Raw genomic sequence first — 21,255 nt, forward strand, 5'->3', positions numbered from 1 at the left:
CAAAGTAGTATAAAAAATCCTTGAAACTTTGCTATTATAAAGTTAATAATAAAGTAATAAGGAAAATATCATGGCAGCAGTTGGCACGGTAAAAGCAGTAATCGGAGTAGTTCAAGCAAAAGCAAGCGATGGAACAATCAGAGTTTTAGCAGTAGGTGATCCAATCTACGAAGGCGATATCATAAACCCAGTAGGGCCTGGAAGCCACATAGAGTTCACTTTAAACAACGGTAAAGAGATGGCTCTAGATGAAGGTGATTTAACACTACTAGACCAAACAGTCCTAAATGACACCCCACTACCACAAGAAGACATAACAGCCGAACAACAAGCCATACTAAACGGATCCAACCTCCCGACAGAAGATACAGCCGCAGGAATCACTGGACCAAATAGCGATGGCGGTATAGTAGAACCTTTCGTTGCTAACAGAACAGATGATAGAGGAGATGTTGATACTTATCACTTAGATACTGATGCCAATAGTAGAAGTGTTGATAATTTGTTTTTTAATGGAGAACAGATTTTAGGACAAATTGATAATGTAGGAAGTGAAGTAGTAGATACAACAGCATCTGCAACTATTACAGTAGATAATATAACAACAGATGATATCCTTAATGCAACTGAAGCTGCTGGAACTGTAACTGTAACTGGTACAGTTGGTGGTGACGCTGAAGCTGGTGATACAGTAACTTTCAATGTAAATGGAACAGATTATTCAGCTATCGTAGCTGCAGACAAAACATGGTCAGTTGATGTAGCTGGATCTGATTTAGAAAATGATACAAGTTTCGATGCAACTGTAACTGGTAGTTATGATAATGGTAACGAATTTAGCGCAACAACTACTTCAACTCATACAGTAGATACGACAACATCCGCAACTGTAGATATCAAAGATGATTCAAACAATGATGATATGATCAGTACAATCGATGATCAAACTGCCACAAAACTCTCCGGAACTATAGAAGCAGGCGGAACTATCACAGCTCTTAGCGTGAGTGATGGCACCAATACAATTACCATTGACCCAGCTACCATAACAGTAAACACAGATGGATCATGGTCGACAACAACAGATGTATCAAGCTTAAATGATGGAACGCTAACGGTAAGCCTCGATGCACAAGATGCCCTTGGAAACCCAGCACAAACAGTAACGGATACAATTAGTAAAGATACAGTAACACCAGTGACAATAGATACAATCAGTGATACAAATGACAACACACCGACTATCAGCGGAACAGGTGAAGCTGGAAGCACAATCGTTCTTCTTGATGAAAACAATACTCAAATCGGAACAGCGACAGTAGCAGCAGATGGAACTTGGAGTACAGATGTAAATACTACTCTTGGTGATGGAAGCCATACAATCACAGCCAATGCAACAGATCCATATGGCAATACAAATACAACGACAAGTGCTGCCTTTACAGTAGATACGACAACATCCGCAACTGTAGATATCAAAGATGATTCAAACAATGATGATATGATCAGTACAATCGATGATCAAACTGCCACAAAACTCTCCGGAACTATAGAAGCAGGCGGAACTATCACAGCTCTTAGCGTGAGTGATGGCACCAATACAATTACCATTGACCCAGCTACCATAACAGTAAACACAGATGGATCATGGTCGACAACAACAGATGTATCAAGCTTAAATGATGGAACGCTAACGGTAAGCCTCGATGCACAAGATGCCCTTGGAAACCCAGCACAAACAGTAACGGATACAATTAGTAAAGATACAGTAACACCAGTGACAATAGATACAATCAGTGATACAAATGACAACACACCGACTATCAGCGGAACAGGTGAAGCTGGAAGCACAATCGTTCTTCTTGATGAAAACAATACTCAAATCGGAACAGCGACAGTAGCAGCAGATGGAACTTGGAGTACAGATGTAAATACTACTCTTGGTGATGGAAGCCATACAATCACAGCCAATGCAACAGATCCATATGGCAATACAAATACAACGACAAGTGCTGCCTTTACAGTAGATACGACAACATCCGCAACTGTAGATATCAAAGATGATTCAAACAATGATGATATGATCAGTACAATCGATGATCAAACTGCCACAAAACTCTCCGGAACTATAGAAGCAGGCGGAACTATCACAGCTCTTAGCGTGAGTGATGGCACCAATACAATTACCATTGACCCAGCTACCATAACAGTAAACACAGATGGATCATGGTCGACAACAACAGATGTATCAAGCTTAAATGATGGAACGCTAACGGTAAGCCTCGATGCACAAGATGCCCTTGGAAACCCAGCACAAACAGTAACGGATACAATTAGTAAAGATACAGTAACACCAGTGACAATAGATACAATCAGTGATACAAATGACAACACACCGACTATCAGCGGAACAGGTGAAGCTGGAAGCACAATCGTTCTTCTTGATGAAAACAATACTCAAATCGGAACAGCGACAGTAGCAGCAGATGGAACTTGGAGTACAGATGTAAATACTACTCTTGGTGATGGAAGCCATACAATCACAGCCAATGCAACAGATCCATATGGCAATACAAATACAACGACAAGTGCTGCCTTTACAGTAGATACGACAACATCCGCAACTGTAGATATCAAAGATGATTCAAACAATGATGATATGATCAGTACAATCGATGATCAAACTGCCACAAAACTCTCCGGAACTATAGAAGCAGGCGGAACTATCACAGCTCTTAGCGTGAGTGATGGCACCAATACAATTACCATTGACCCAGCTACCATAACAGTAAACACAGATGGATCATGGTCGACAACAACAGATGTATCAAGCTTAAATGATGGAACGCTAACGGTAAGCCTCGATGCACAAGATGCCCTTGGAAACCCAGCACAAACAGTAACGGATACAATTAGTAAAGATACAGTAACACCAGTGACAATAGATACAATCAGTGATACAAATGACAACACACCGACTATCAGCGGAACAGGTGAAGCTGGAAGCACAATCGTTCTTCTTGATGAAAACAATACTCAAATCGGAACAGCGACAGTAGCAGCAGATGGAACTTGGAGTACAGATGTAAATACTACTCTTGGTGATGGAAGCCATACAATCACAGCCAATGCAACAGATCCATATGGCAATACAAATACAACGACAAGTGCTGCCTTTACAGTAGATACGACAACATCCGCAACTGTAGATATCAAAGATGATTCAAACAATGATGATATGATCAGTACAATCGATGATCAAACTGCCACAAAACTCTCCGGAACTATAGAAGCAGGCGGAACTATCACAGCTCTTAGCGTGAGTGATGGCACCAATACAATTACCATTGACCCAGCTACCATAACAGTAAACACAGATGGATCATGGTCGACAACAACAGATGTATCAAGCTTAAATGATGGAACGCTAACGGTAAGCCTCGATGCACAAGATGCCCTTGGAAACCCAGCACAAACAGTAACGGATACAATTAGTAAAGATACAGTAACACCAGTGACAATAGATACAATCAGTGATACAAATGACAACACACCGACTATCAGCGGAACAGGTGAAGCTGGAAGCACAATCGTTCTTCTTGATGAAAACAATACTCAAATCGGAACAGCGACAGTAGCAGCAGATGGAACTTGGAGTACAGATGTAAATACTACTCTTGGTGATGGAAGCCATACAATCACAGCCAATGCAACAGATCCATATGGCAATACAAATACAACGACAAGTGCTGCCTTTACAGTAGATACGACAACATCCGCAACTGTAGATATCAAAGATGATTCAAACAATGATGATATGATCAGTACAATCGATGATCAAACTGCCACAAAACTCTCCGGAACTATAGAAGCAGGCGGAACTATCACAGCTCTTAGCGTGAGTGATGGCACCAATACAATTACCATTGACCCAGCTACCATAACAGTAAACACAGATGGATCATGGTCGACAACAACAGATGTATCAAGCTTAAATGATGGAACGCTAACGGTAAGCCTCGATGCACAAGATGCCCTTGGAAACCCAGCACAAACAGTAACGGATACAATTAGTAAAGATACAGTAACACCAGTGACAATAGATACAATCAGTGATACAAATGACAACACACCGACTATCAGCGGAACAGGTGAAGCTGGAAGCACAATCGTTCTTCTTGATGAAAACAATACTCAAATCGGAACAGCGACAGTAGCAGCAGATGGAACTTGGAGTACAGATGTAAATACTACTCTTGGTGATGGAAGCCATACAATCACAGCCAATGCAACAGATCCATATGGCAATACAAATACAACGACAAGTGCTGCCTTTACAGTAGATACGACAACATCCGCAACTGTAGATATCAAAGATGATTCAAACAATGATGATATGATCAGTACAATCGATGATCAAACTGCCACAAAACTCTCCGGAACTATAGAAGCAGGCGGAACTATCACAGCTCTTAGCGTGAGTGATGGCACCAATACAATTACCATTGACCCAGCTACCATAACAGTAAACACAGATGGATCATGGTCGACAACAACAGATGTATCAAGCTTAAATGATGGAACGCTAACGGTAAGCCTCGATGCACAAGATGCCCTTGGAAACCCAGCACAAACAGTAACGGATACAATTAGTAAAGATACAGTAACACCAGTGACAATAGATACAATCAGTGATACAAATGACAACACACCGACTATCAGCGGAACAGGTGAAGCTGGAAGCACAATCGTTCTTCTTGATGAAAACAATACTCAAATCGGAACAGCGACAGTAGCAGCAGATGGAACTTGGAGTACAGATGTAAATACTACTCTTGGTGATGGAAGCCATACAATCACAGCCAATGCAACAGATCCATATGGCAATACAAATACAACGACAAGTGCTGCCTTTACAGTAGATACGACAACATCCGCAACTGTAGATATCAAAGATGATTCAAACAATGATGATATGATCAGTACAATCGATGATCAAACTGCCACAAAACTCTCCGGAACTATAGAAGCAGGCGGAACTATCACAGCTCTTAGCGTGAGTGATGGCACCAATACAATTACCATTGACCCAGCTACCATAACAGTAAACACAGATGGATCATGGTCGACAACAACAGATGTATCAAGCTTAAATGATGGAACGCTAACGGTAAGCCTCGATGCACAAGATGCCCTTGGAAACCCAGCACAAACAGTAACGGATACAATTAGTAAAGATACAGTAACACCAGTGACAATAGATACAATCAGTGATACAAATGACAACACACCGACTATCAGCGGAACAGGTGAAGCTGGAAGCACAATCGTTCTTCTTGATGAAAACAATACTCAAATCGGAACAGCGACAGTAGCAGCAGATGGAACTTGGAGTACAGATGTAAATACTACTCTTGGTGATGGAAGCCATACAATCACAGCCAATGCAACAGATCCATATGGCAATACAAATACAACGACAAGTGCTGCCTTTACAGTAGATACGACAACATCCGCAACTGTAGATATCAAAGATGATTCAAACAATGATGATATGATCAGTACAATCGATGATCAAACTGCCACAAAACTCTCCGGAACTATAGAAGCAGGCGGAACTATCACAGCTCTTAGCGTGAGTGATGGCACCAATACAATTACCATTGACCCAGCTACCATAACAGTAAACACAGATGGATCATGGTCGACAACAACAGATGTATCAAGCTTAAATGATGGAACGCTAACGGTAAGCCTCGATGCACAAGATGCCCTTGGAAACCCAGCACAAACAGTAACGGATACAATTAGTAAAGATACAGTAACACCAGTGACAATAGATACAATCAGTGATACAAATGACAACACACCGACTATCAGCGGAACAGGTGAAGCTGGAAGCACAATCGTTCTTCTTGATGAAAACAATACTCAAATCGGAACAGCGACAGTAGCAGCAGATGGAACTTGGAGTACAGATGTAAATACTACTCTTGGTGATGGAAGCCATACAATCACAGCCAATGCAACAGATCCATATGGCAATACAAATACAACGACAAGTGCTGCCTTTACAGTAGATACGACAACATCCGCAACTGTAGATATCAAAGATGATTCAAACAATGATGATATGATCAGTACAATCGATGATCAAACTGCCACAAAACTCTCCGGAACTATAGAAGCAGGCGGAACTATCACAGCTCTTAGCGTGAGTGATGGCACCAATACAATTACCATTGACCCAGCTACCATAACAGTAAACACAGATGGATCATGGTCGACAACAACAGATGTATCAAGCTTAAATGATGGAACGCTAACGGTAAGCCTCGATGCACAAGATGCCCTTGGAAACCCAGCACAAACAGTAACGGATACAATTAGTAAAGATACAGTAACACCAGTGACAATAGATACAATCAGTGATACAAATGACAACACACCGACTATCAGCGGAACAGGTGAAGCTGGAAGCACAATCGTTCTTCTTGATGAAAACAATACTCAAATCGGAACAGCGACAGTAGCAGCAGATGGAACTTGGAGTACAGATGTAAATACTACTCTTGGTGATGGAAGCCATACAATCACAGCCAATGCAACAGATCCATATGGCAATACAAATACAACGACAAGTGCTGCCTTTACAGTAGATACGACAACATCCGCAACTGTAGATATCAAAGATGATTCAAACAATGATGATATGATCAGTACAATCGATGATCAAACTGCCACAAAACTCTCCGGAACTATAGAAGCAGGCGGAACTATCACAGCTCTTAGCGTGAGTGATGGCACCAATACAATTACCATTGACCCAGCTACCATAACAGTAAACACAGATGGATCATGGTCGACAACAACAGATGTATCAAGCTTAAATGATGGAACGCTAACGGTAAGCCTCGATGCACAAGATGCCCTTGGAAACCCAGCACAAACAGTAACGGATACAATTAGTAAAGATACAGTAACACCAGTGACAATAGATACAATCAGTGATACAAATGACAACACACCGACTATCAGCGGAACAGGTGAAGCTGGAAGCACAATCGTTCTTCTTGATGAAAACAATACTCAAATCGGAACAGCGACAGTAGCAGCAGATGGAACTTGGAGTACAGATGTAAATACTACTCTTGGTGATGGAAGCCATACAATCACAGCCAATGCAACAGATCCATATGGCAATACAAATACAACGACAAGTGCTGCCTTTACAGTAGATACGACAACATCCGCAACTGTAGATATCAAAGATGATTCAAACAATGATGATATGATCAGTACAATCGATGATCAAACTGCCACAAAACTCTCCGGAACTATAGAAGCAGGCGGAACTATCACAGCTCTTAGCGTGAGTGATGGCACCAATACAATTACCATTGACCCAGCTACCATAACAGTAAACACAGATGGATCATGGTCGACAACAACAGATGTATCAAGCTTAAATGATGGAACGCTAACGGTAAGCCTCGATGCACAAGATGCCCTTGGAAACCCAGCACAAACAGTAACGGATACAATTAGTAAAGATACAGTAACACCAGTGACAATAGATACAATCAGTGATACAAATGACAACACACCGACTATCAGCGGAACAGGTGAAGCTGGAAGCACAATCGTTCTTCTTGATGAAAACAATACTCAAATCGGAACAGCGACAGTAGCAGCAGATGGAACTTGGAGTACAGATGTAAATACTACTCTTGGTGATGGAAGCCATACAATCACAGCCAATGCAACAGATCCATATGGCAATACAAATACAACGACAAGTGCTGCCTTTACAGTAGATACGACAACATCCGCAACTGTAGATATCAAAGATGATTCAAACAATGATGATATGATCAGTACAATCGATGATCAAACTGCCACAAAACTCTCCGGAACTATAGAAGCAGGCGGAACTATCACAGCTCTTAGCGTGAGTGATGGCACCAATACAATTACCATTGACCCAGCTACCATAACAGTAAACACAGATGGATCATGGTCGACAACAACAGATGTATCAAGCTTAAATGATGGAACGCTAACGGTAAGCCTCGATGCACAAGATGCCCTTGGAAACCCAGCACAAACAGTAACGGATACAATTAGTAAAGATACAGTAACACCAGTGACAATAGATACAATCAGTGATACAAATGACAACACACCGACTATCAGCGGAACAGGTGAAGCTGGAAGCACAATCGTTCTTCTTGATGAAAACAATACTCAAATCGGAACAGCGACAGTAGCAGCAGATGGAACTTGGAGTACAGATGTAAATACTACTCTTGGTGATGGAAGCCATACAATCACAGCCAATGCAACAGATCCATATGGCAATACAAATACAACGACAAGTGCTGCCTTTACAGTAGATACGACAACATCCGCAACTGTAGATATCAAAGATGATTCAAACAATGATGATATGATCAGTACAATCGATGATCAAACTGCCACAAAACTCTCCGGAACTATAGAAGCAGGCGGAACTATCACAGCTCTTAGCGTGAGTGATGGCACCAATACAATTACCATTGACCCAGCTACCATAACAGTAAACACAGATGGATCATGGTCGACAACAACAGATGTATCAAGCTTAAATGATGGAACGCTAACGGTAAGCCTCGATGCACAAGATGCCCTTGGAAACCCAGCACAAACAGTAACGGATACAATTAGTAAAGATACAGTAACACCAGTGACAATAGATACAATCAGTGATACAAATGACAACACACCGACTATCAGCGGAACAGGTGAAGCTGGAAGCACAATCGTTCTTCTTGATGAAAACAATACTCAAATCGGAACAGCGACAGTAGCAGCAGATGGAACTTGGAGTACAGATGTAAATACTACTCTTGGTGATGGAAGCCATACAATCACAGCCAATGCAACAGATCCATATGGCAATACAAATACAACGACAAGTGCTGCCTTTACAGTAGATACGACAACATCCGCAACTGTAGATATCAAAGATGATTCAAACAATGATGATATGATCAGTACAATCGATGATCAAACTGCCACAAAACTCTCCGGAACTATAGAAGCAGGCGGAACTATCACAGCTCTTAGCGTGAGTGATGGCACCAATACAATTACCATTGACCCAGCTACCATAACAGTAAACACAGATGGATCATGGTCGACAACAACAGATGTATCAAGCTTAAATGATGGAACGCTAACGGTAAGCCTCGATGCACAAGATGCCCTTGGAAACCCAGCACAAACAGTAACGGATACAATTAGTAAAGATACAGTAACACCAGTGACAATAGATACAATCAGTGATACAAATGACAACACACCGACTATCAGCGGAACAGGTGAAGCTGGAAGCACAATCGTTCTTCTTGATGAAAACAATACTCAAATCGGAACAGCGACAGTAGCAGCAGATGGAACTTGGAGTACAGATGTAAATACTACTCTTGGTGATGGAAGCCATACAATCACAGCCAATGCAACAGATCCATATGGCAATACAAATACAACGACAAGTGCTGCCTTTACAGTAGATACAGAAATAATTTTAAATAACAAAACAATAGAATACAATGAAAATCAACAGGATAATGCAGTCATTGGTACTTTAGATAATAATAGTGATATTGTTGATTATGTATTTAAAAATGCAGATCCAAATGATTCTAAGTTGAGTGCTGATGGTTATTATCATATTGATGATGATGGTCAAATCACTATTACTGCTCTTGGGGTTGCTTCTGAGGTAAATGATTATGAGCAAGGTTTAAATAGTGGAATTTATACAGTTATTGCAAGTGATGCAGCTGGAAATACAACGGAAGCTGATATTACATTAAAAGAGTTGAATGTAAATGAAGCTCCAACAGCAGTTGATGATAGTGCAAGAGTTTCAGAAGAAGGTTTAGTAAATGGTTTAGTAGATACTACAGGTGCTAATGCTGGGGATGATATTACAGATAGTAGGATTTACAGTGGTACCATAAATATATCTGATGTTGATGGGGATACTTTGAGTGTTACTCTTGATAGTAGTTCTATCCCAACTATAAAATCTAATGGAGTTGATTTAGATTGGACTGGCGGTTCATCTAATGCTGATGGTTCTTCTGATTTGGTTGGTTCTGCAAATGGAAATGAAATAATCAGTGTACATGTAGAGAATAATGGCGATTATACTGTAACGCTTAGTGGTCCTGTAGATCATCCTGAAAATTCTGTCGAAGATGTTTTGAGTTTTGATGTTGGGGTTAATGTTTCAGATGGTACTAATACTGCAAATTCTACTACTAGCGCGACTCTTAGTATTGGCATAGAAGATGATATGCCAGTTGCGACTAATATCACACAATCTATAGAATTACCTATACAAAATACTAATTTGATGTTGGTTTTAGATGTTTCAGGTAGTATGAATGATCCTTCTGGCATTGTAGATTCTAATGGTAATTCTTTGTCTAGATTAGATGTTGAAAAGCAGGCTGTTATAGACTTGATAAACTCTTATGAAGAACAAGGTAGTTTGATGGTAAGAGTTGTACCATTTTCTACACATGCTGATCCTGTAGGTAGTATTTGGGTAGATGCACAAACCGCGATCAATCAGGTAAATAGTTTAAGTGCTGGTGGGTGGACAAATTATGATGGAGCCCTTTTTGATGCTATGGCATCATTTAGTGATAGTGGTAAACTGCTAAATGGTCAAAATGTTAGTTATTTCATAACTGATGGAAAACCAAGATATGCTGATGGTGATACAAGTGTATTGTCTGATAGTGGGGGAGATAATGATATACCTGATGTTGGAATTCAAGCATCTGAAGAAACTACTTGGACAACATTTTTATCTAATAATAATATAAACTCTATTGCATTAGGTATAGGAACGGGAGTAACAGCTGATAATATTAATCCTATTGCTTATAATGGAATAACCAATACAAATAGTGATGGTAAAGTAGTTACAGATTTATCTCAAGTTAGCACTTATCTAAGCAGTACTGTTTCTGAAAATTTATCTGGTAATTTACTGTCTGGTAATATAGTAACGGATGGTTTTTCTGCAGGTGCTGATGGTGGACATTTAAATACAATAGCTGTTGATGGTGATATATATACCTTTGACGGGGTATCAACATTGAGTATTAGTGGGAGTGGCAATACTTCATATACATTTGATAGTGCCACAAACACTGTTTCAATAACAACTGTAAAAAATAGTGTATTGACTGTAGATCTTGATGATGGTGATTATACTATGGTTCCAGATTCTACAATGACACAAGATTATACTGAAAACATTACATTTTCTTTAGTAGACAATGATGGAGATGAGGCAAGTGCAACTGCAACTTTTGATATTTCTAGAGAAGCAAATAGTGCTCCAAATTCAGTTGATTCTTCAGTTACGGCTGTTGAGGATACTAGCTATATATTAAAAGCAAGTGATTTTGGTTTTAATGATGTTAATGCTGGAGATTCTCTACAAGCAGTTCGTATAGAAACTCTACCTACAAATGGAACGATTTATCTAAATGGTACAGCTATAACTGCGTCAACTGAGGTGACGGTTGCTCAGCTTAACAACAATGAACTTACTTTTATTGCAAATGCAAATGAATCTGGAAGTGATGAGTACATTACATCAGGAGTTGGTGATCAGTTTAGCGATTATGCTACTTTTACATATAATGTTAGTGATGGAGTAAATTGGAGTGCAACATCAGCAACTATGACACTTGATGTGACAGCTGTAGCAGATGCGCCAACACTTAATGTAGGTTCAACATCAACTGTTAGACAGAGTATAGATATAAGCAATGTAACAAGTACTACGGATGGATATACTGTAACAGCATTTAATGCTGATGGAAGCAATTCTACTATAAGTATACATGGTACGGCTGGATCTACGAGTGTTAATGGATTTGGTGTTAGTGGCAATGCATCAGGTAATACTGACGAACTTGGATATTTAGATGGTACTGGATCTGAAAAACTGAGTGTTCATTTTGATCAGGAAATAACATCAGTAGATATTGCTTTTTCGTGGAAAGCAAATTCTAGTGAAGATGGTACAACTGAAGATGCTGTAATAGAGTTTTATAAAAATGGTACTAAAGTAGGAGAGGTCACTGATGTTGGGGGAACAGATGGAAATGATTCAGCAAAAACATTTCAGCCTAGCAATGGTTCATCATTTGATGAGATAGTATTTTCAGCTCCTGGCCAGTATGATGATTACTTAATACATGAAATTTCATTTGATAGAACTATTTCAACTAATGATACAGTGGTAACAAATGAAGGAGTTCCTGTTGATTTAAGTATATCAACAAGTTTAGTAGATACTGACGGTTCAGAGAGCATCACAAGTTTAACTGTGTCAGATATACCAGATGGGGCAATATTATCAGATGGTACAAATACTTTTACAGCAACAGCTTCTTCATCATCAGTTGATATAAATAATTGGAATTTGAATTCACTTACATTCAATCTTCCAACAGGAATTGTGACAAGTAATACTACATATGCTCTTAATGTAACTTCTACTACAACAGAGAGTTCAAATGGAAGTATTGCAAATAGTAGCGAAACTTTAAATATACAAGTAAATTCAAATAATCAAGTGATATCGAGTGATGTTAGTATTACTAATGATATTACTACTGGTATAGGTGATGATACAATATCTACTACAAATGATATTAGAGCAGATATATCTACTGGAGCAGGAAATGATACTATAACAGTTGGAGATGATATTCAAAATGGTTCAGTAGTTAATACAGGTACAGGAAATGATACTATTACAGTTACAGATATAATTAAAGATGATGATACAACCATAAATATGGGAGATGGTGATGATAATTTAACAGTCTCTAGAATAAAAAATGACAATATATCTATTGATATGGGAGATGGTGATGATATCATGACTATTACTGGAAATGTAATTAGACCAAATAATTCTATCATTATGGGCAGTGGCCAAGATACTTTAGTTTTTGACAATGGTCTTATTGCAGATAATATTGATATCACATATAATAATGATGGCACTATTGATTTAAAAGATAATATTAGCGGTTATAATATTAATGTTACCTTTGATAGTCTTGAGAAAATACAGTTTACTGCTGATAATACATCATTTACACTAGGAAATGATGGAACATTCCATAATGATGATCCAAATAGTGCAGTTATTTTAGATGCAATAGTAGAAGGCTTAACTTATACTACATCTTCAGGTCTAACAGGACTTACGGATGCTGATGGTAGTTTTGATTATCTTGATGGAGATATTGTTACATTTACGCTTGGTAATGTTACAATAGGAAGTGTTGATATGAGCAATATATCTGATGATAAGGTATTTTTACAGGATATTGCAAATGTTGATAGAACAGATTTAAATGATGAGTATGTAGAAAATATGGCAGTATTGCTTCAATCTTTGGATGCAAACAGTGATGCTTATGATGGTATAGTAATCACTCAAGAGATGAGAGATGCATTTAGTAATGAAAACTTTGATTTAGCTAGTATATCAGAGGATGATTTAAGAAGTATTATTGAAAATACTGGAAGAGTAGCAGTTAGTGAAGATGATGCAATGACTCATGTTCAAGATGTATTGGAGACACACACTGATATCGACTCGAGCGAGTTTAGTGAACATATTAGTGACCATGAGATAGATCAAAACATAAATACTCAGGTTTCAGATGATACTAGTGGTTTAGAGAGTGCTAATAATCCAATTTTGGAAACTACTAGTGATACTAATCAAGATAGTGAAATTATAACTGATACTATAGTTGAGGATCAAAGCTTAGATGAACAAAATGTACAAGAATCTACTGAAGCTAGTGATAGTTTAGATAGCCAAATATTTGCAGAAAATGTACAAGAATCTACTGAAGCTAGTGATAGTTTAGATAGCCAAATATTTGCAGATGTTGATAGTTTGGATTTATCAAGCGTAGAAGATATCTCTGACACATCTGATAATAACGAAGATACTACATCAGCAACTGATTTAGAATCTTTAGATTTAGAAGATATCATAGATACTCCAGAAGGCAATGATGAATTAGAGTTACCTAATATAAGTAGCGATGATCAACAAGAGCAAGATTCAAATGATGACACTCAAAATATAGATACTGATAAATTGACAAGTGATATATTTACTTCAGATGAATTAGCTAATATCTTACCAACTGTGGATGATCAGATTCAGCATCATAATGGATAATTTAATAAGTTCCCTAATTTTGTTAGGGAACTTTGTTACAAACTAGGCTCTTGGATAAATCTTCCTTGCATAAGGTTGATGCCAAGGGCTTTTAGTTTTTCTACTTCTTCTTGTGATTCTACTGATGTAGCTATTAGCTTGATATCTAGTGAATTTACTAGGATTTTAAAGGAGTTGTAGATACTGCTTTTTGCATCTTCTTGCATGTCAAAGAAAAATGTTTTGTTTGCTTTTATGTAGCTTGGTTTTAGCTCTTGTAGGTAGTTTAGATTGGTTTTGCTAATTCTAAAGTTGTCTATTCCAAATTCGCAGTTGTATTTTCTTATGATATTTGAAAACTGAATAAACATATCTAAGTTGTGAGTTATGGCGTAGTTTCCTGCTTCAAATGAGATTTTATTGTTTCCTTTTGTTTTTAGAGTAGTCTCTAGCCATCTAAGATTTGAGATATTTTGTATGAAAGATGTAGCTATGTTTATAGCTATGTTTTTATTGCTATTTTCCAAGGCAAGTTGGATTACTTTTCTGTCGATTTTATCACTTAGATTTAAAAGATTTAAAACAGGTATAAATACTCTTGCTGGGTGGATATTACCTTTGTCATCCATAATTCTAAGGTAGGATTCTTCGTGGTAAATGTTTTTATCAATGTCTTTTACTGCTTGAAGAGATAGTTTAACTCCTTCGTTCTCAATGGCATTTTGGATTAGTTTGTGCCACTCTTGTTTTCCCATTTTTACGATAGAATCTAATTCTTGAATCTCATGAAAATAAACACTTTGCTCTTTACTCATCTTTGCATTAGAAAGAGCATAATCAGCTCTTGATAGGATTTCGTTTTGTTTATCTTCTTGGTTGTAGTAAGTTGCCCCACCATAGATATAAAACTCTTCTATCTCTTTTAGTCTATCGCTTTTGATTTCATTTGCACTTGATAAAAACTTATCTATAATCTCTTTTGATTTATCATAATTAAGAGCCGGTAATATCATAGAAAATTCATTGTCTTTTAATCTTGTGATTACTCTTTCTTCTATTCCTTTTGTGCTTTCATAAAATATTTCGGCTAATTTATTTATATAGTTATTTAACTCTTTAAATCCTACGATTTTTTTAGTTTCAGCAAAATGATTTAAAACAAAAATCACAATAGTTCCACTAGATTTTAAATCATCTTGTTCTAAAAGTGAAGATAATCTAAGTGAAAAAAACTTTCTATTACCCATGCCTGTATCGCTGTCTTTGTAAAGAAGGTCATTGTATTTTTTAACCATTTGTGCTTCTTGGTTGAAGATATCTTTAACCTTACTTACCATTTTATTCATAGCTATGACTACATGTCTAAATTCAGTAGTAAAAGGAAGTTTCTTTTGTATGATAAAACTGTTTTGAGTGATTGCAATGGCTTGGTTTTCAACACTTTTTAGTGATTTTAAGATGATTTTTAAAAGTATATATATGCTAAGCATTGCTAGAGCTGTTAAAAAGAAAAATGTATTGACTAAGTCTTTGAAACTATTCCAAAGCTGATTGTACGCATATCCAGTGTGAATTTTTACACTAAGAGTACCGTAAGGAACCCAGCCATTTGATACTTGAGTTGAGGCTTCAGGAACTTTTACATGTACATTGTCGATAAACCATTGAGGTACATCTTTTACTTTGATTATATTTTTGTTTTCAATCAAAACTTTGCCATCCATATCTTTTAAAATGATGTATTCATAATATCCTCTATCAAATATAGCATTTATGATGGTCTCAAGTGTTGATATGTCATCATCCTGGGGTATATTCATGCTAAGTGATAAACCTAGAGATGTAGCAGTATCTTCTGAGATAGTAAAGAGTTGATTTTGCAAAAAATCACTTGAAGATTTAAAGTTTAGATACATAATAGAACTTATTACTAATGTTACAAATAGTGAAAATACTATCGCAATTTGTTTAAAAAGACTCATATTTTATTTCTCCTTATATCGTCTAACAGTTTTAACCATTTTTTATTTTTTCTATTTCCTGAAGGCACTTTTTGTCCAAGTCCTTGTTGTTTTGCCAAGTATAAAGACTCACCATTGAAGCTATAAATTGGTATCAAATCTCTTCTTTTTGTAGCTGGTAGGATTCTTTTGTTGTAGTTGTCTAAAACCAAAGGAATACTTTTTGGGGTTTTAAAGTAAGTCAAAACCATATGCGCTATTTTTTGTTTGGTTGCTTTTACATAGGTTAGATACATCTTGCTCTCACTAACTCCAAGTTGTTTAAGTGTAAAGTACTTAGCAGTCGCATAATCTTCACAATCGCCTCTATCTTTTCCTAAAAGCTCCATCCTCGTTGCCCAGTAGTCTTTAACTCCCCAAGTTTTCAAATCAGATTGGTAAGGGACTTGGTTGAAAAATTGATTTACTTTTTTTAGTTTTTCATCTTCAGGAGCATTTTTTAGTGAATTCATCAGTTTTACTAGTGCTAAGACTCTGTTTTTTGCAAATTTTCCATATTTTTTTTCTACTTTATCTATGGTTTTTTTATCTATAAAAAAGTCATCATTGATTGCATTTATATTTAAAAAAGAGATAAGTAAAAGGGCTATAAAAAGTTTAAAATCAAATTTTATAGCCCACATCTCTTATAAGCCTCTTTTTTGGTAAAACTCTTTTTTAAACTCAGCAAATCTATTTTCTAGTATCGCTTCTCTCATCTTCTTCATGAGATTTAGATAGTAGTGAAGATTGTGCAAACTTGCAAGCCTAAAATATGTAAGCTCTTTTGCTCTAAAAAGGTGGCTCATATATCCTCTTGAGTAATTTTTACATGTATGACAATCACACTCAGGATCTATTGGGTTGTTATCAAGTGCATAGATTGCTTTTTTTATATTGATTTTTCCAAAAGATGTAAAAAGTGTACCATTTCTAGCGTTTCTAGTTGGCATAACACAATCAAACATATCAACACCACGCTCTACATTTTCAACCAAATCTTCAGGAGTTCCAACTCCCATAAGGTATCTTGGTTTGTTTTTTGGCATAAACTCAGTTGTATACTCTACTGTATCATACATCTCTTGATTTGCTTCTCCGACACTAAGGCCTCCTATGGCATATCCATCAAAATCTTCAAATGAGCATAACTCAGTAGCAGAGATTTTTCTAAACTCTTTATCAGTTCCTCCTTGGATGATTGCAAAAATGTTTTGGTTTATACCTATGCCTTTTTCTTTTTGGCTCATGTGGTATTGTATGGCTTTTTTTGCCCAAGAAGTTGTTCTTTTAATAGAAAGCGCAACTCTCTCTTTAGTAGCAGGAAGAGCTACTAAATCATCTAAAATCATCATAATATCAGAGTTCAAATCATACTGAACATCAAGTACACTTTGCGGGGTAAAGTAGTGTTTGCTTCCATCTATGTGACTTCTAAACTCTATCCCATTTTCATCTGCTTTTGATATGTCGCTTAAACTAAATGCTTGAAATCCACCACTATCAGTTAAAAAACTATTTGTAAATTTTGTAAAACCATGAAGTCCGCCAAAATGTTTTACTGTTTTGCTTCCTGGTCTTAGATATAAATGATAAGTATTTCCCAAGATAATTTTTGCTCCAAGCTCTAACATGTCAGCTGCATCAAGACTTTTTACACTTCCTACAGTACCAACAGGCATAAAAACAGGAGTTTTTATGGTGCTATGAGCTGTTTTAATGGTACAAGCTCTTGCATTGTTGTCTGTATTGTCTATACTAAATTGCATATTTTTATTGTTTCCTTAAATATATTTGATTAAAATTGTACAATATATTGCCTAATTTATCGCTAAACGCTTAAAATTGTAATATAATAGGTTTGTAAAAAAATTTTTAAAAAAGGATTGTAGGATGAAAAGTGTAAAAGATATTGTAACAAAAGATTTTGACGCAGTACTTCAAAGCTGGGTAGATGGTGTTATCTCTAGTGATATTGGGCTACAAATGCTTTCAGATGAAGAAGTTTTCATACAATCAAAAAAAATTTTAAACCAAATCAAACAATGTTTACAAAATAGTGATGATTTTGAAAATATATCTATCGATGAATTAAAAGATGTTGTTGCAAATATTGCCGTTGAGTGGACTAAGCTAGATATAAAACCAAATCAAATTTCAAACTATTTAATGCTACTTTCAAAAGTAGTTGCTAAAAAAGTAAAAGAAGAATTTGTAAAAAGTAAAGATAAAGAGTTTATGGTTGATGAGTTAGTTGATTTTAATGTATTTATATCTAGTCTTTCAATACACTCCCATGAAATATTAAACGAAAAACAGAGTCTACTCATCAAAAAGCAAATCGAAAATATTAGAAGAACAGAAATTCCAATTTTAAGATTGGATAAAGATACTATTTTGATACCAATTTCAGGGATAATTGATTCTGAAAAAGCTATGACTCTCATGAAAAAAACTTTGAATGCTATTAAAAATTTGGAAATTCATAAAGTCATATTGGATATCGAAGGTGTATCTTTAATTGATACTGATGTTGCAAATCAATTGGTTAGATTAGAAAATGCTACAAAACTGATGGGTGCAAAGATGATAATCTCAGGTTTTTCTCCAGATGTGGCTGAAACTATGGTTCACTTGGGAATTGAGTTAAATATCCCAACAACTTCGATTTTACAATTTGCAATAGAAGCTTTTAATGGCAAAGAGAAATAAACATTTAGTAGTTTTACCAGAACTTTTAACTCCTCATTTAGTTGAGGAGTTGTTTGAGGAAGTAAAAAAAGATATTTTTTCAAGTATTACTCATATAGTGGTGGATTTTTCTAAACTAAAGAGTATCGATCTTAAGAGTTTTAATGCGATAATGGATTGGTTGGAAGTATTTAGAATATCTGGAAAAAAAGTTGCTATCTATGGGATTATGCCTCATATTGCGGCATTGCTGGCAACTTATAATGTATCAATAGACTTTAAGATTTTAAGACACTATGATGAAAAATGGTAAGCTATTATTTGAGCATGAAATTTATAAAGATGATAATGTTTTAAATATTTTACCTGATTTAAAAGAGGTTTTTTCTAAGTTTAATTTTTCTAACAATGATATCCTTAAAATACTAACTGCAGCAAAAGAAGCAATTTTAAATGTAATAAAATATGCAAATAATGGAAAACTTTATTTGTATTATTTTGAAAAAAAAAGATATGCATATATACAATTGATTGTAGATGACAATGGTGCTGGTATAGATGACATTAAACTTTGTATGACTAGGGGTTATAGTACTGCTAATACTATGGGTGTTGGCTTAAATGTGATTTTAAACTCAGTAGATGAAGTAAGGTTTCACTCAAAAAAAGATGGCTTTTATGTTGATATGAAAATGTATCTATATGATTATAGATATCATTTTTTATTTAGAAATATTTATGATAACTTTGAAGTATCTATGAAAATTGATCCATATGATATATACAATACATGTGGAGATGGTGGAGTTGTTGTAAAAAATCAAAATGATTTATTTTTTGCTCACTGGGATATAGAAGGTCATGGAAATTCTTTATTATATGAAACTTCATTGTTACTGAGAAAATACTTTTCTGCTCTTTGCGAGTATGATTTAGAAGATGTCATTTCAATAGTAAATGAATTTATAGTTACGCATTATAAATTTAAAAGAGCTTCAGTTTTAGTCGGCAAAATAGATTTAAAAAGTAAAAAATTAAGCATATATAGACTTGGAAATATTAATTATATTATTTATACTAATAGAGTAGAATTTAAAAGCATGGATAGTAATGGTTTGCTAGGTTTAGAGAAAAATTTGTATATAAAAGAAGAGTTTGAACAAAATCAATGGGATTGTTTTATAAGCTTTAGTGATGGTATCAACAGTACAAAACTATCTAATATATTAGCCATAAATGAAAATACGAATAGTTATGAAGTTGCAGATAAATACCTAAGTGAATGCTCTAAGATAGATGATGATAGTTCAATACTGGTTATAGAAAAATTTAAAAAAGAAGAGAAGTTATGAAAAGTTTAAATTTGTATAATATAAAAATATCAAACGAGATTGCATTAGAAGAATCACAAAAGGTTTTAGATACTATTTTGGACTATTTTATTGATGATATATTTTTCAAAAGTAGTTTTCTCTCATCAATAATGGATTTTATTTTTAAACTAGATGTTAAAAAGTCTTTTGATGTAAAAGTTTTTATAGTTGAAAATACGCTACATGTAGAAATAAAAAGTAATCAAGTGCATGAAATCTTTACATGTAAAATCAATCAAGAAAAGCTTGAAAAAGAAAGTATAGATGCTTTAAAAGAAAAAATTATAATGCTCTCTAAGAGTGAGCTTTTGTCTATGATTCAAAATAAAAATGATTTAGAAAAGATGCTTAAAGAAAAACTCCATACTCTAAATCAAGAGTTATATGAGAGTGCTTACTATGATAAGCTAACAAAACTTCCAAATAGAGCAAGCTTTTTTGATAGGTATGATGAGTGTTTTTCGTTTTCATCAAGGCATGATAGAAAATTTGCACTTATGTTTATAGATTTAGACGGGTTTAAATTTGTAAATGATACTTATGGGCATGATAGTGGTGATGTAGTTCTTAAAACATTTGCAAATCGTACAACTAAGATTTTAAGAGAGCATGATCTTTTGGCTCGTCTTGGTGGAGATGAGTTTGTGATAATCATAAAAGATTTTAAAGATAAAAAAGACTTAGAAAGTATCGCAAAAAAGATTATGAAAAGTACAAATGAGCCTATACCTTTAAATGAAAAGAATGTTGCAAATATATCTGCAAGTATTGGTATAGTTATATTTCCAGATGACTCAAGTGATAAAGAGGAACTTTTAAAATTTGCTGATATTAGTATGTACAAGGTTAAAGAATCTGGAAAATCAAACTATGTCTTTTTCTCTCCAAAATTCCTAGTCAGCAATTTATAATAGGAGATTTG

General features: G+C 35.7%; 8 protein-coding genes. 5 read left to right on the forward strand and 3 right to left on the reverse strand.

Annotated features, from left to right (window positions below; all coding sequences use genetic code 11):
- The first annotated feature begins 70 nt into the window (after positions 1–70).
- Positions 71–14,290, forward strand: coding sequence for an Ig-like domain-containing protein (locus tag ACKGJI_RS05450; protein WP_458701564.1), 14,220 nt, complete (start codon positions 71–73; stop codon positions 14,288–14,290).
- Positions 14,291–14,325: 35 nt separating this feature from the next.
- On the opposite strand, the gene ACKGJI_RS05455 is transcribed toward ACKGJI_RS05450, so the two are convergent.
- Genes ACKGJI_RS05455 through tgt form a run of 3 tightly spaced genes read right to left on the reverse strand, consistent with a single transcriptional unit; the run spans position 14,326 to position 18,038 of the window.
- Positions 14,326–16,251, reverse strand: coding sequence for a bifunctional diguanylate cyclase/phosphodiesterase (locus tag ACKGJI_RS05455; protein ID WP_458701565.1), 1,926 nt, complete (start codon positions 16,249–16,251; stop codon positions 14,326–14,328).
- Positions 16,248–16,913 (reverse strand): transglutaminase-like cysteine peptidase, encoded by a 666-nt coding sequence (locus ACKGJI_RS05460; protein ID WP_458701566.1) that lies wholly within the window; start codon positions 16,911–16,913, stop codon positions 16,248–16,250. Before ACKGJI_RS05460 ends, ACKGJI_RS05455 begins: the two co-directional genes overlap by 4 nt.
- Before the next feature lie 3 nt (positions 16,914–16,916).
- A complete protein-coding gene (tgt, locus tag ACKGJI_RS05465; protein WP_458701567.1) occupies positions 16,917–18,038 on the reverse strand; it encodes a tRNA guanosine(34) transglycosylase Tgt in 1,122 nt (373 codons plus the stop codon).
- 124 nt (positions 18,039–18,162) lie between these two features.
- Here tgt and ACKGJI_RS05470 point away from each other — a divergent pair, with 124 nt between their 5' ends.
- Genes ACKGJI_RS05470 through ACKGJI_RS05485 form a run of 4 tightly spaced genes read left to right on the forward strand, consistent with a single transcriptional unit; the run spans position 18,163 to position 21,244 of the window.
- Positions 18,163–18,981 (forward strand): STAS domain-containing protein, encoded by an 819-nt coding sequence (locus ACKGJI_RS05470; protein ID WP_458701568.1) that lies wholly within the window; start codon positions 18,163–18,165, stop codon positions 18,979–18,981.
- The gene (locus ACKGJI_RS05475; RefSeq protein WP_458701569.1) at positions 18,965–19,273 is read left to right on the forward strand and encodes an STAS domain-containing protein; all 309 of its coding nucleotides are present in this window, start codon (positions 18,965–18,967) and stop codon (positions 19,271–19,273) included. The genes ACKGJI_RS05470 and ACKGJI_RS05475 overlap by 17 nt, the downstream gene beginning before the upstream one ends.
- Positions 19,257–20,312: an ATP-binding protein gene (locus ACKGJI_RS05480; protein WP_458701570.1), complete on the forward strand. Its 1,056-nt coding sequence runs from the start codon at positions 19,257–19,259 to the stop codon at positions 20,310–20,312. The genes ACKGJI_RS05475 and ACKGJI_RS05480 overlap by 17 nt, the downstream gene beginning before the upstream one ends.
- Positions 20,309–21,244, forward strand: coding sequence for a diguanylate cyclase domain-containing protein (locus ACKGJI_RS05485; protein WP_458701571.1), 936 nt, complete (start codon positions 20,309–20,311; stop codon positions 21,242–21,244). The genes ACKGJI_RS05480 and ACKGJI_RS05485 overlap by 4 nt, the downstream gene beginning before the upstream one ends.
- Positions 21,245–21,255 lie beyond the last annotated feature (11 nt).

The sequence above is a fragment of the Sulfurospirillum sp. 1307 genome (assembly GCF_054408545.1).